The 13,118-nt window shown below is 71.9% G+C and carries 11 protein-coding genes; 8 read left to right on the forward strand and 3 right to left on the reverse strand.

Annotation, left to right across the window (positions count from 1 at the left end; genetic code table 11):
* Positions 1 to 12: 12 nt before the first annotated feature.
* Genes OG884_RS02080 through OG884_RS02090 form a run of 3 tightly spaced genes read right to left on the reverse strand, consistent with a single transcriptional unit; the run spans position 13 to position 2,127 of the window.
* The gene (locus tag OG884_RS02080; protein WP_326641537.1) at positions 13 to 1,158 is read right to left on the reverse strand and encodes a magnesium and cobalt transport protein CorA; all 1,146 of its coding nucleotides are present in this window, start codon (positions 1,156 to 1,158) and stop codon (positions 13 to 15) included.
* A gap of 10 nt (positions 1,159 to 1,168) precedes the next feature.
* Entirely contained in the window at positions 1,169 to 1,645 is a 477-nt protein-coding gene (locus OG884_RS02085) for a nuclear transport factor 2 family protein (protein WP_326641539.1), read from the reverse strand.
* Between the two features lie 53 nt (positions 1,646 to 1,698).
* Entirely contained in the window at positions 1,699 to 2,127 is a 429-nt protein-coding gene (locus tag OG884_RS02090) for an amidohydrolase family protein (protein ID WP_326641541.1), read from the reverse strand.
* A 117-nt stretch (positions 2,128 to 2,244) separates the two neighbouring features.
* Between OG884_RS02090 and OG884_RS02095 the strand changes: the two genes are divergently transcribed.
* The 8 genes from OG884_RS02095 (at position 2,245) to OG884_RS02130 (ending at position 12,956) form a co-directional block, all read left to right on the forward strand.
* A complete protein-coding gene (locus tag OG884_RS02095; RefSeq protein WP_326641542.1) occupies positions 2,245 to 2,961 on the forward strand; it encodes a M50 family metallopeptidase in 717 nt (238 codons plus the stop codon).
* Between the two features lie 295 nt (positions 2,962 to 3,256).
* Complete coding sequence (locus OG884_RS02100) at positions 3,257 to 3,994, forward strand: sensor histidine kinase (protein ID WP_326641544.1); 738 nt, start codon at positions 3,257 to 3,259, stop codon at positions 3,992 to 3,994.
* Positions 3,995 to 4,142: 148 nt separating this feature from the next.
* Positions 4,143 to 6,788 (forward strand): class III lanthionine synthetase LanKC, encoded by a 2,646-nt coding sequence (gene lanKC / locus OG884_RS02105; RefSeq protein ID WP_326641546.1) that lies wholly within the window; start codon positions 4,143 to 4,145, stop codon positions 6,786 to 6,788.
* A 4-nt stretch (positions 6,789 to 6,792) separates the two neighbouring features.
* Positions 6,793 to 6,921: a SapB/AmfS family lanthipeptide gene (locus OG884_RS02110; protein ID WP_326641548.1), complete on the forward strand. Its 129-nt coding sequence runs from the start codon at positions 6,793 to 6,795 to the stop codon at positions 6,919 to 6,921.
* A 49-nt stretch (positions 6,922 to 6,970) separates the two neighbouring features.
* The gene (locus OG884_RS02115) at positions 6,971 to 7,102 is read left to right on the forward strand and encodes a SapB/AmfS family lanthipeptide (RefSeq protein ID WP_326641550.1); all 132 of its coding nucleotides are present in this window, start codon (positions 6,971 to 6,973) and stop codon (positions 7,100 to 7,102) included.
* Positions 7,103 to 7,173: 71 nt separating this feature from the next.
* The gene (locus OG884_RS02120; protein WP_326641552.1) at positions 7,174 to 8,973 is read left to right on the forward strand and encodes an ABC transporter ATP-binding protein; all 1,800 of its coding nucleotides are present in this window, start codon (positions 7,174 to 7,176) and stop codon (positions 8,971 to 8,973) included.
* Positions 8,974 to 9,117: 144 nt separating this feature from the next.
* Complete coding sequence (locus tag OG884_RS02125; protein ID WP_326641554.1) at positions 9,118 to 10,809, forward strand: ABC transporter ATP-binding protein; 1,692 nt, start codon at positions 9,118 to 9,120, stop codon at positions 10,807 to 10,809.
* An 83-nt stretch (positions 10,810 to 10,892) separates the two neighbouring features.
* Complete coding sequence (locus OG884_RS02130) at positions 10,893 to 12,956, forward strand: prolyl oligopeptidase family serine peptidase (protein WP_326641556.1); 2,064 nt, start codon at positions 10,893 to 10,895, stop codon at positions 12,954 to 12,956.
* Positions 12,957 to 13,118: the final 162 nt, after the last annotated feature.

Below are 13,118 nucleotides of genomic sequence, written 5' to 3' on the forward strand. Positions count from 1 at the left end.
GGCCCGGCCGGCTCAGAGCCAGTCGCGGCGCTTGAACACCAGATACAGGGTGAGACAGACGCCCGCCATCAGAAGGACCGCGAAGGGGTAGCCCCAGGTCCAGTGGATCTCGGGCATCACGTCGAAGTTCATGCCGTAGATGGTGCCGACGAGGGTGGGGGCGAACAAGATGGCGGCCCAGGCGGAGATCTTCTTGACCTCCTCGTTCTGGGCGTTGCTCGCCTCGGTGAGCCTGGTCATGTGCTCGTTCTGGGCCTGGGCGACCATGGTCGAGTTGACCACGAGGATGTCGTGGAGCATCTGGCGGAAGCCGCCGACCCGCTCCGCGACGGTGATCGCGTGGTCGGCCACGTCCCGCAGGTATCTCTGCAGTTCCTCATCCACCCCGTACTTGGCGGCCCCCGCGATGAAACCCTCGATCATGCCAAGCAGCGGCTGGGTGGCCCGCTGGAACTCGATCACCTCTCGCGACAGCTCGTAGATGCGGCGGGAGACCCCGGGCTCGTTGCCGAAGACCTGCACCTCGATCTCGTCGATGTCGTTCTGCAGACCGGCGACCACGGGAGCGTAGCCGTCCACCACCGCGTCGAGGATGGCGTAGAGCACCGCCTGCGGGCCCTGGCCGAGCAGGTCGGGATCGTGCTGCATCCTGCGGCGGACCTGGGACAGGTCGGGGGCCTCGCTGTGCCGTACGGTGATCACGAAGTTCTGGCCGACGAAGACGTGCAGCTCGCCGAAGTCGACCTCCTCGGCCTCGTCGAGATACCTGGCGGGGCGGAGCACCACGAACAGGGTGTCGCCGTAGCGGTCGGCCTTGGGCCGCTGGTGGGCGACGATGGCGTCCTCGACCGCCAGCTCGTGCAGGTCGAACTTCTCGGCGACATCGAGGATGAAGCTGTCCTCCGGCCGGTAGAAGCCGATCCAGGCCATGCTGCCCGGGGTGTTCTTCAGGTACTCGAAGGCATCGGGAAGCGACTCGGGGGTGGCCGCGCGGTGCCCGTTGACGTAGATCGCGTTGTCGATGACGCGCGAGCGAGGTGGGACCGGCTGCACCTCGCCGACGGATCTGGGGTCCATCGAACGCTCGGGGGATTCCCGGCCGGCACCGGGACGCCCACGCATCAGGCTCCGCAGGCCCCGCACTCGCCGGTCGGTCACACGTGTCTCCTTATCGGGTGGTCATGAACTCTCGCAGCGACTGCCTCGCCGTGTTACGGATCTTGGCCCTGAGCATCGGGGTCCAGCCGAGGACGATCCCGGTCGGCAGGCCCATGGCCATCCTGGACCAGCGCCACAGGTCGAAGTCGTCGTGGTGGCGAACGATCAGTCCGTCCTCGAAACGGAAGAGAGCGTCGATTTCGTTGACGACCTTCCTGCCCGTCCTACCGAAGGTGTAACTCGCGGTCCAGTGCGCGGTGCCCTCGTGCGGGCGGGTGGCGATGTCGCGGACCTTCACCCCGAGGTCGGTACTGCGGCCGAGCAGCATCCGCCACATTCCCATGACCTTGTCGCGCCCTTCGAGGTCCTGGAAGACGGGGTCGCCGAACGTGACGTCGGGGTGGTAGCAGCGCTCCATCTCGTCGGCGTCACGGCGTGCGAAGGCGTCATAGAAAGCCTTGATGAGCTCGGCGTTCCGATCGTTCACGAGTTTCTCCCGATCACAGATGTCCTGCCGACCGAGTGTAGTGCGAGGAAAGGTCAAAAAGATTGTCCGCGTTGTCCCAGCAGACCGCGCGGAGCCAGTCGTCGCCCAGGTCGAGCCTGTCCAGCGCGTGAAGCTGGTGGGCGTAGGGGGGGGATGTTGGGGAAGTCACTGCCGAGCAGGACCTTGCCGGCCAGCCCGAGGTCGCGCAGGCGCGGCCGGAGGCGCGCGGGGAACGGCATGCCGCGCTCGGCGAAGTCGGTGAAGGTCATCGTGGTGTCGAGCCGCACGTTCGGAAAGGTCTCCGCCAGTTCGAAGAACTCGTCGTACTCCGGCATGCCGAGGTGCGCCACGACCAGCGGCAGGGTGGGATGGTACTCCAGTAACCCGCCGATCGGCGCCGGCCCCGTGCAACGGCCGGGCAGCGGGATCGAGCTGGCGTGGACGACGACGGGGACGCCCCGCTCGGCCAGCAGCCCCCACACCTCGTCGATCTCCTCACGCCTGGGCCGGAATCATGTTCTGCACGACTCCGACTTTATCGCCAACACACCGGTGGTCGTGGGACGCTTTGCTCTCATGCCGCGAAGGAGAAGTGAGCGTTGTCCGACCTCTGGGTGACCCTGACCACGGCCCGTTCCGGGCCGCCCCTGTGGGTCGTGCTGCTGTCCGCGCTGGCCGCACTGGGCGTGGTGTCGTGGTCCACCTCGTGGCAGCTGTCGCGGGGGCTGATCACCATCGCCCACGAGGGCGGGCACGCGCTGGTGGCGCTGCTCACCCGGCGCAAGCTGGAGGGCATCCGCCTGCACTCCGACACCTCTGGCGTGACCCTGACCAGGGGCAGGCCCCGCGGGCCCGGCATGATCCTGACCGCCGCCGCCGGATACATCGCCCCGTCCCTGCTGGGGCTGGGCGGGGCGTGGCTGACCGCCTCCGGCTACGTGGCGGTGCTGATCGCGATAGTGATCGGACTGCTGTTCTGCATGCTGCTGCTGATCCGCAACCTGTTCGGCGTGGTGAGCCTGCTGGCCACCGGGGGGGCCATCTTCGCGTTCACCTGGTATGCCGCGCCCGACATGGACGCGATCCTCGCCTACCTGGCCGTGTGGTTCCTGCTGCTGGGGGGCGTGCGGCCGATCGTGGAGCTGCAGCGCAAGCGGCGTTACGGCCGGGCGCCCGACTCCGACGCCGACCAGCTCGCCCGGCTGACCTTCCTGCCCGGCGGGTTCTGGGTGTTCCTCTTCCTGGCGGTGGCGGGAGCCTGCCTGGTGGCCGGGGCCTACCTGCTGCTGCCCACGGCGTTCAAGCTCACCTGGTGAACGCCGGCTGAGGCGGCGGGAAAGCCCGCGCCCGCCACCCCATTGACCGGCGCCCCCTGACCGGCGCCCCATTGACCGCCACCCCATTGACCGGCGCCCCATTGACCGGCGACGGCGCGACAAAGATCGCCAGGTACGACTGAATCATTATTCTGTCTATATCGACATATTTACACCTGATTTCACGACATTTCCTGCCTGCTCGCACCGCGCCGCGAGGCCCCTCCTTGATTGACAGCCAACATCTTTTTGAGTTTATTGACAGGAATATCGTTTCCTCTGCGAGAGGCGCTCCATGCCGCACCCCGCCTACCTCGTCGGAGCGGCCGGGGTGGGCATCCTGCTGATCTCTCTGGGCGTCACGCTCGCCCTCACCCTGCGGATCAGGCGCCTGCGCGCCGAGCGGGAGCGCGCCCTCTCCAGGGCCTACGAGGGGTTCGCCCGCGACATGCACGACATCGTGGGGCACTGGCTCTGGCTGGCCTCTGTCAGGGGAGAGCTGGCCCACCGGCGGGCGGCCGGCGACACGCGCCTGCGTGAGGATCTGGAAGAGGTGCTCCAGGCGGTACGGCAGGCCGCGCACGCGGTACGAAACGTGTCGGCGGCCCGCCACCGGCTGTCGTTCCCCGGCGAGGCGGCCCGGGCCAGGGCCCTGATGGAGGGGTTCGGAGCCTACTGCTCGGTCCGGATGGACGCCGACGAGCTGCCCGAGCCCGTGAGCACGGCGCTGGGTGCCGTGGTACGCGAGGGCGTGACGAACATGCTGCGGCACAGCCAGGTGAAGCGGTGCGCGATCGAGCTGGTCGAGCACGGCGGCCTGCTGCGCCTGACCGTCGTCAACGACGGGGCTCCCCGGCGGGAGGCGCCCTCCACCGGCGGCGACATCGGCGGCGACATCGGCGGCGGGGTGGGCAGCGGGGTGGGCAACCTGCGTCACCGCCTGGACGAGCTGGGCGGCACGGTACGGGTGGCCGGCGGCTCTGACGGGTGGTTCACCCTGATAGCCGAGGTTCCCGGTAATTATTCCGAATAGTCTTCACGTCCCCTACAAAAGCACAGGTAGCGCCCGCCTTCACGGTCGACACCGTGTGTTTCACATATACGAGTGGTTTAGTTTGTAACTAGTGGTTTCTCGGGTTATCCGTAATTCTCTCTTCTGGAAGACAGCAGGGGAGAATGCCGTGGATGACCAGTATGAGCTTTATTGCCTGGCGGACCCGCTTTTTTATGACACGCTTGACGGCCGGCGGGGCGACCACCCCGATTTCGCGCTCGCGGCCCGGGAGGTCCCGGACGGCTGGCAGCACCAGGCGACCGACACGTGGATGCACTACGCGCCGCTCGCGGGCCGTATCCCCGCCCAGGGCTGGAAGATCCACGTCTCGGCCCGTACCGAGGACGCCGAGCGCGCCATAGCGGCGGTCTGGGACTACTGCGTGCCCCGCGGCATCGCGTTCAAGTTCCTGCGCAGCCTGCCGGTCATGACCATGCTGAACTCCAAGGCCGCCCCCCGCGGCGCCAGCGGCAAGCTCGTGACGATCTACCCGGTGGACGAGGCACAGCTGGAGCTCACGCTGAAGGAGCTCGACGAGCTGCTCGCGGGCGTCGAGGGGCCGTACATCCTCAGTGACCTCCGCTACGGCGAGGGCCCGCTCTTCGTGCGGTACGGCGGGTTCGCCGGGCGGCGCTGCCTGGCCGGCAACGGTGAGCTGGTGCTGGCCGTGGAGGACGGCGAGGGGCGGCTCGTCCCCGACGTGCGCGAGCCCTCCTTCGGCGTGCCGCCCTGGGTGACGCTGCCCGCCTTCCTCGAACCCCACCTGGCCGCCCGCAACGCGGTCACCACCGAGAACCTGCCGTACCGGGTCGAGAGCGTCATGCAGTTCTCCAACGGCGGCGGCGTCTACCTCGGCGAGGACCTGCGCACCGGGGAGCGGGTCGTGCTGAAGGAGGCCCGTCCGCACGCCGGACTCGACGCCGCCGGCCGGGACGCCGTGGCGCGGCTGGCACACGAGCGCGACATGCTGGAGCGCCTGTCCGGGCTGGACGCGGTGCCCGCGCTGATCGACTACTTCACCCTGGGTGGCCACCACTTCCTGGTCGAGGAGTTCGTCGACGGCAACCCGCTCCAGCGGCAGCTCGTCCAGAGATACCCGCTGACCAGGGCGACCTGCGACGAGACGGCCCTCGCCGAGTACACCGCCTGGGTGCTCGGCACGCTTCCCAAGGTCCGGCGGGCGATCGAGTCCCTGCACGGGCGCGGGGTGGTCTTCGGCGACCTGCACCCGAACAACATCCTGGTGACCGCGGACGGCCGCCTGGCGCTGATCGACTACGAGGTGGCGACCCTCACCACCGATCGCGGCCGCGCGGCACTCGCCCACCCGGCGTTCGGCGCACCGGCCGACCGGCAGGGCACGGACGTCGACCACTACGCCCTCGCCTGCCTCTGCCTCGGCCTGTTCGCCCCCCAGCTCACGATCATGCTGCCACTCGACCGCGCCAAGGTGGCCGACCTGGCCAGGCTCATCACCGAGACCTTCCCCGTGCCGCCCGAGGTGATCGACGAGGCGGTCCTGACCATCGCGGGCCCCGCCCCGGCGACGGTCACCCCCCTGCCGAGACCCGGCCACGACGGCTGGCCCGAGCTCAGGGAGGCGATGACCCGGGCCATCCTGGCGAGCGCCACCCCCGACCGCGACGACCGGCTCTTCCCCGGTGACGTCGCCCAGTTCCAGCCCGGCGGAGGCGTCAACCTCGCGCACGGCGCGGCGGGCGTGCTCTACGCGCTGGCGATGGCCGGGGCCGAGCGCCTCCCCGCCCACGAGGACTGGCTGCGCCGCAGGGCGCTGGCCCCCGCCTCGGGGACCGGCATCGGTTTCTACGACGGGCTGCACGGCGTCGCCTACGTCCTCGACCTGCTCGGGCACCGCCAGGACGCGATCGACACCGTCGAGTTGTGCCTGCGCGAGAAGTGGGAGGCACTGGAGCCGGGACTGTTCGGCGGCCTGGCGGGTATGGGCCTGAACCTTCTCCATCTGGGCACCACCACCGGCGAGCGGACCTTCACCGACCTTGCCCTGCGGATCGTCGACATCTGCTCCGACAGGCTGGGCGGGCCCGACGACGTACCGGAGATCAGCGGCGGCAGCCATCCCCGCGCCGGGCTGATGTACGGCTCCTCCGGGCCTGCCCTTCTCTTCCTGCACGCCTACGAGCGCACCGGCGACACGGCGCTGCTCGACCGGGCGGCCACGGCGCTCCGGCAGGACCTGCGGCGCTGCGTCACCGGCGAGGACGGAACCCTTCAGGTCAACCAGGGCTGGCGCACGCTGCCCTACCTGGACGAGGGGTCCGTGGGCATCGGCATGGTGCTCGCCCGCCACCTGGCCCACCGCGACGACGCGGACCTCCGTACCGCGCTCGACGGCTGCCGGCTCGTCACCCGAGGACGGTACTTCGTGCAGTCCGGCCTGTTCACCGGCAGGAGCGGCATGCTCGCCGCCCTCGGGTGGGGCCTGGGACCCGAGACCTCCCGCACAGACCACACAGACCACACAGACCTGGCCGAGCAGCTGCGCGGGCTTGGCTGGCACGCGCTGCCCCACGGCGGCGGGCTGGCCTTCCCCGGCGACCAGCTGCTCAGGCTCTCCATGGACTTCGCGACCGGCACGGCCGGAGTCCTGTTCGCGATGAGCGCCGTGCTGCACGACCGGCCGGTGTTCCTCCCCTTCATCGAGCCGCCCGGCGGCACGAACGCCCCTGCCTGGGCGTCCGCGCACGGATCCGCCGGACGGTTTGGCTCCTGCGACTCACCGAAGGAGGTGTAACGACATGGTTCTTCTCGACCTGCAGTCCCTGGAAACCCCCGGTGGCGGCCACGGCGGCGGTGGCAGCACCCTCACCGTCCTCGGCTGCCAGTCCGGCCGGCCCAGCAACCTGAGCCTGCTGCTCTGCCACTAGTCCCCCTGTTCCACAAAGACCCAGAAAACCTGGAAACGGAGCGATTCCCATGGTCCTTCTCGACCTGCAGTCCCTGGAGACCCCCGGCGGCGGCCACGGCGGCGGCGGTGGCAGCACCCTCACCGTCCTCGGCTGCCAGTCCGGCCGACCCAGCAACCTGAGCCTGCTGCTCTGCCACTAGTGAGAACCCGTGCCCGGGACGGCCAGCGACGGCGGCCGCCCCGGGCACACCCGTTCCCGAAAGGAGGGACCGTGCGGGCAGCGGACCGGCTGGTGGCCGAGACCGTACGGCGTGGCGGACCCTGGCTGGCCGTCCTCGCGGTCACCTCCGTGCTGGGCGCGTTCGCGCAGCTCGCGCTCCCGCTGGTGCTGGGCAGGACCGTCGACGAGCTCGTGGCCGGTGGCACCGGCACGGCGACCTGGCTCGGCGCCTGCGCGTGCGTGGTGATCCTGACCGTGGCCTGCGACACCCTCGGCGTCTGGGCCTCGGGATCGAGCGGCGCGCGCTCCTCGGCCTGGCTCAGGGAACGGGTGGTGCGCAACGTTCTCGGCATCGGGCCGGCGGTCACCCGACGCTTCCCCGAGGGAGACCTGGTCACCCGGATGGGCCTGAACACCGAGGAGATCGGGCACGTCCCCGAGTCGCTCGTCACCGGGGCGGCGCTGGTCATCCCCACCGCGGGCGGCATCGTGGCCCTCACCCTCATCGACCCCCTGCTGACCGCGACGCTGGTCGTCGGGCTCGTTCTCATCGCGCTCGTCCTGCGGGCCTTCCTCACCGTGAGCACCGCGATCGCGGGCGACTACCAGGCGGCGCAGAGCGACATCGCCGCCCGCCTCGTCGACGCCCTCGCCGGGGCCCGTACGATCGCCGCGGCCGGTACCGCCGACCGGGAGCGGGCGCGGGTGCTGACCGCGCTGCCCCTGCTGCGCAGGCATGCCATGGCCATGTGGCGGGCCAACGCGCGGGCCGGCGTGCAGGCCGGCGCCGTGGTCCCGCTGCTGGAGGTCGCCGTACTCGGGGTGGGCGGGCTACGGCTGGCCGGCGGCGACCTCACGGCCGGCGAGCTGTACGCCGCCGCCCGTTACGTCGTGCTCGGCGCCGGCCTCGGCTCGGCGCTGGGCTACGTCGGCCGCCTGGCCAGGGCACGGGCCGCCGCCGCCAGGGTGGACGAGCTGGTCGCCGAGAGTCCCCGGTCCTACGGCACACGGCCGCTGCCGCCGGGTCCCGGCACGCTGGAGCTCCGCGATGTCGACGCGGGCGGCCTGCACGAGGTGGACCTCGTCATCCCCGGCGGGCAGGCGGTGGCCGTGGTCGGCCGCTCGGGCGCCGGCAAGTCACTGCTCGCCGCGGTCGCCGGACGGCTGGTGGATCCGCGCCACGGCACGGTCCACCTCGACGGCGTCCCGCTGCCCGACCTCTCCCGCGAGGCGCTCCGCCGGGCCGTCGGGTACGCCTTCGAGCGCCCGGTACTCCTCGGCGGCACCGTCGCCGCCGCCATCGCCCTGGGCGCCGACGCCCCCGCCCCCGCCCCCGCCCGCGTCCTCGGCGCCGACACCGGCCCCGGCCCCGGCCGCCACAGCCGTCGTCGTACCGGCACCGAGAAAGCCGCCCGTTCCGGCGACGGCCGGACCGGGCAGCCGGATGGGAACGGGGAGGTCGTGAGAGCCGCCGCGCGGGCGGCCCGCGCCGACACCTTCGTCCGGCGGCTCCCGCTCGGCTACGACACGCCACTGCAGGAGGCACCCATGTCCGGCGGTGAGCGGCAAAGGCTCGGTCTGGCCCGCGCCTTCGCGCAGGGACGGCGCCTGCTCATCCTGGACGACGCCACCTCGAGCCTGGACACCGTCACCGAGCGCCAGGTCGCCCGGGCGCTGTCCAGGGAGCTGCGCGACCGTACCCGTCTGATCGTGACCCATCGGGTGGCGACCGCCGCGGCCGCCGACCGGGTGATCTGGCTGGACGGCGGCCGGGTACGCGCCTGCGGCAGCCACCACACCCTCTGGGCCGACCCTGCCTACCGCGCCGTCTTCCAGGCAGGTGCCTCATGAAGCGGCCCATCGGGGGAAGGCTCCGGCCGAGCGAGGACAGGGTACGTACCGCCTTCCAGGCAGGTGCCTCATGAACCGGCCCATCAGGGGAAGGCTCCGACCGGGCGAGGACAGGGTACGTACCGCCTTCCAGGCAGGTGCCTCGTGAACCGGCCCATCGGGCGGGCGCTCAGGAGAGACCCGTACCAGCTGGTCAGGCTCGCGGGCTGGTCCGTCGCGGAGACCGCGCCCTCGCTGGTCATCGGCCTAGCCATCGCGCGCGCGATCGACGACGGCTTCGGCGCGGGGCACCCCGCGACCGGGTTCGCCTGGCTGGCCCTGCTCGGCGGCGCCTGGCTGCTGGCCGCCGTCGGCGCCCGTCAGGTGGTGCTGGCCGTCGCCGCGATCGTGGAGCCGTTCCGTGAGGAGCTGCTCGCACATGTCGTCGACGACGCGTTGCGCCACTCGGTCACCTCCGGGCGAGGGCCGGGGGCGGGGGCGGTGGCCCGCGCCAACCTCCAGGTCGAGCTGGCCCGCGACGCCTTCGCCTCGGTCATCACCGTGGTCAGGTCGTTCGCGTTCACCGTGGTGAGCGTCGTACTCGGGCTGGCGACCCTCGTCCCCGGGGTGCTCACGCTGGTACTGCCGCCGTTCCTCGCCGGCCTCGTCCTCTTCCTGCTGTCGCTGCGCGCTCTGGCCCGGCGGCAGCGGGACTTCATCCTGGCCGACGAACGCACCGCCGAGGCGCTGGCCGACATGGTGGGCGGGCTGCGCGACATCACCGCCTGCCGAGCCGAGGAGCGGGTCGCGGGCGACGTCGGCCTCCGGGTGACCGAGCAGGCCCGCGCGGCCAGGTCACTGGCGCGGGTGACCGCGCTGCGCACCGCGTCGCTGGCGGTGGGCGGCTGGCTGCCGGTACTGCTGGTGCTGGCCGGAACCCCCTGGCTGCTCCGCGAGGGCGCGGGCGCCGGGGTGATCCTGGGCGCGCTGGCCTATGTCACGCAGTCGCTGGCACCCGCGCTCGGCAACCTCGTGGAGGGACTGGGGATCAACGGCGTCCGGCTCCGGGTGGCACTCGACCGGCTGCTGCGCGACGGCGACCCGCCCGTACGGGCGCGCGGGCGGCTCGCGGCCGAGAGCGGAGGTGCCGAGCTGCACGGCGTGACGTTCGCCTACGGCCCGCACGCCGAACCAGTGATCGACCGCCTCGACCTGTCCATCCCCGAGGGGGACCACATCGCCGTGGTCGGGCCGAGCGGCATCGGCAAGTCCACCCTCGCCGCACTGCTGACCGGCTTGCTGCCGCCGGGCTCCGGCCAGGTCATGGTGGGCGGCGTGCCCGCCGACCGCCTCGACCCCGCCGACCGGGTGCTCATCCCCCAGCAGGCGTACGTCTTCCGCGGCTCGGTGCTGGAGAACCTGACCTACCTGGCCGACGCCCCGAAGGAGGCGGTGGACGCCGCCGTGGCCGAGGTCGGCCTGACGAACCTGGTGGCGCGGCTGGGCGGCTACTCCACCGAGATCGACTCCGGCCTGCTCTCACCCGCCGAGCAGCAGCTGATCGCCCTGGCCCGCGCCTACCTGGCCCCGGCCCGGCTGGTGATCCTCGACGAGGCGACCTGTCATCTGGATCCGGCGGCCGAGGCCCGCGCGGAGGAGGCGTTCGCCCGCCGGGGCGGCACACTCCTCGTCATCGCCCACCGGCTGACCTCCGCCCTGCGGGCCCGGCGGATCCTCGTCATGGACGGCACCGGCGTCCTGCTGGGCACGCACGAGGAGATGCTCGCCGCCTCCCCGCTCTACGCCGACCTGGCCGGACAGTGGAACCCGTCGAGCAGACAGGAGCTGGTGCCTTGACTCTCTTCCCGGAGCCCAGGAGCTGGTGCCTGGACTTTCTTCCCGGGGCCAAAGCCCGAGGTATCCACGCCGAAGGAGACTCGATGATCTACCCTCCCGCCGAACGGCAACCGGTCGTCGACCACCTGCACGGCCACCCGGTGCCCGACCCGTACCGCTGGCTGGAAGACGCCGGCAGCCCGGAGACGCAGAACTGGACGGCCGCCCAGGAGGAGCTGTGGTGCGGCCACGCCGCCGCGCTGCCGGGGCGCGACCGGTGGCACGCGCGGGTGGCCGCGCTGACCGGCGCCGGGATGGCCGGCGTGCCGATGTGGCGCGGCCGGAGCCGGTTCCAACTGCGCCGTACGGCCGACCAGGAGCACGCGGTCCTCTACCGCACCGGCCCCGACGGGGTCGAGGAGGCGCTGATCGACCCGGTGGAGCTGGACCCGAGCGGACTGACCACGCTCGACCACTGGCAGCCCGACTCGGACGGCCGGCTGGTGGCCTACCAGCTCTCCACGCACGGCGACGAGCGCTCGGAACTGCGGGTGATGGACGTCGCCACCCGGCGGGTGGTCGACGGCCCGATCGACCGCTGCCGGTACTCCCCGGTGGCATGGCTGCCCGACGGGAAGGCGTTCTTCTACGTCCGCGCCCGCCAGGTCCGCCTGCACCGGCTCGGCACCCCGGCCGAGGATGATGCCGTGATCATGGGCGAGGATCGCTCCTACGGGCTGGGGATCAGCTACAACGGGCGCTGGCTGACCGTCTCGGCGGCGGCGGACGACGGCAACGACCTCTGGCTGGCTGACCTGTCCGCCTCCTCCCCCGAGCGCCCTGACCTGCGGGTCGTCCAGCGGGCGGCGGGCACAGTGACGGCGGGCACGGTGACGGGCGCGGTGACGGCGGACACGGTGACGGGCGCGGTGACGGCGGACACGGTGACGGCGGGCGCGGTCGGCCGCGACGGGCGCCTGTACCTGCTCACCACCCTGGACGCGCCACGGGGACGGCTCTGCGTGGCCGACCCCGCGCGCCCTGGCGCCGAGCACTGGATCGAGCTGGTCGGCGAGGACCCGGAGGCGGTGATCGGCGAGTTCGCGATCGCCGGGCAGACGCTGCTCGTCGGCTGGACCCGGCACGCGGTCGGCGAGATCAGCGTCCACGACCTGGCGACCGGGGAGCGGCGCGGCCTGGTGCCGCTGCCCGGCCTCGGCTCGGCCGGCGCGATGACCACCCGTCCCGAGGGCGGCCACGAGGTCTGGTTCGGCTACACCGACAGCGTCACTCCACCGGGCGTGCACCGCTACGACACCCGTACCGGGCAGATCTCGCTGTACAGTGCCGCGCCCGGCGCGGTGCAGGTGCCGGAGCTGGAGGCCCGGCAGGTGGTCTTCGCCTCGGCGGACGGCACCCCGGTGCGGATGGTCGTGCTGGCGCGGCCGGGCGCGGGCCCCCGGCCCACGATCCTGTACGGCTACGGCGGCTTCGGGCTCTCGCTCACCCCGTCGTACTCCAGCTACATCCTGCCCTGGGTCGAGGCCGGCGGGGTGTTCGCCCTCGCCCAGCTACGCGGCGGCGGCGAGGAGGGCGCCGCCTGGCACCGCGACGGCATGCTGGAACGCAAGCAGAACGTCTTCGACGACTTCGCGGCGGCGGCCGAGGCGCTCGTCTCCGGCGGCTGGACCACTCCCGCGCAACTGGGCGCCTGCGGCGAGTCCAACGGCGGGCTACTGGTCGGCGCCGCGCTGACCCAGCGCCCCGACCTGTTCGCCGCCGCGGTCTGCTCGGCACCGCTGCTCGACATGGTCCGCTACGAACGCTCGGGGCTCGGCCCGGCCTGGCGTTCGGAGTACGGCTCGGCCGACGACCCCGAGCAGCTGGGCCGGCTACTGGGCTACTCCCCCTACCACCGCGTCACCGAGGGCGTCGACTACCCGGCGACGCTGCTGACCACCTTCGGCGGCGACTCCCGGGTCGATCCCCTGCACGCGCGCAAGATGTGCGCGGCCCTGCAGTGGGCGACCTCGGGCTCGCGGCCGATCCTGCTCCGCCACGAGGGGGGTGTCGGCCACGGTTCCCGCGCAACCGGCCGCGCGGTCGCCCTGGCCACCGACATGCTCACCTTCCTCGCCGCCCACACCGGCCTGGAGGCCGGCGCCTGAAACCTCCGCCCGGCTTTAGAATCTCCGGCGCCTGAAACCTCCGCCCGGCTTTAAGATCTCCGGCGCCCTCCGGTCCTGCTGCTCACTCTCCACCCTGGTGGAGGGAGCCGAGACGGGTCATTTCGTCCGGTGAGAGCCGCAGGGCGCCGGCGGCCACGTGGA

It is taken from the genome of Streptosporangium sp. NBC_01755 (assembly GCF_035917995.1).
Classification (GTDB): Bacteria; Actinomycetota; Actinomycetes; order Streptosporangiales; family Streptosporangiaceae; genus Streptosporangium.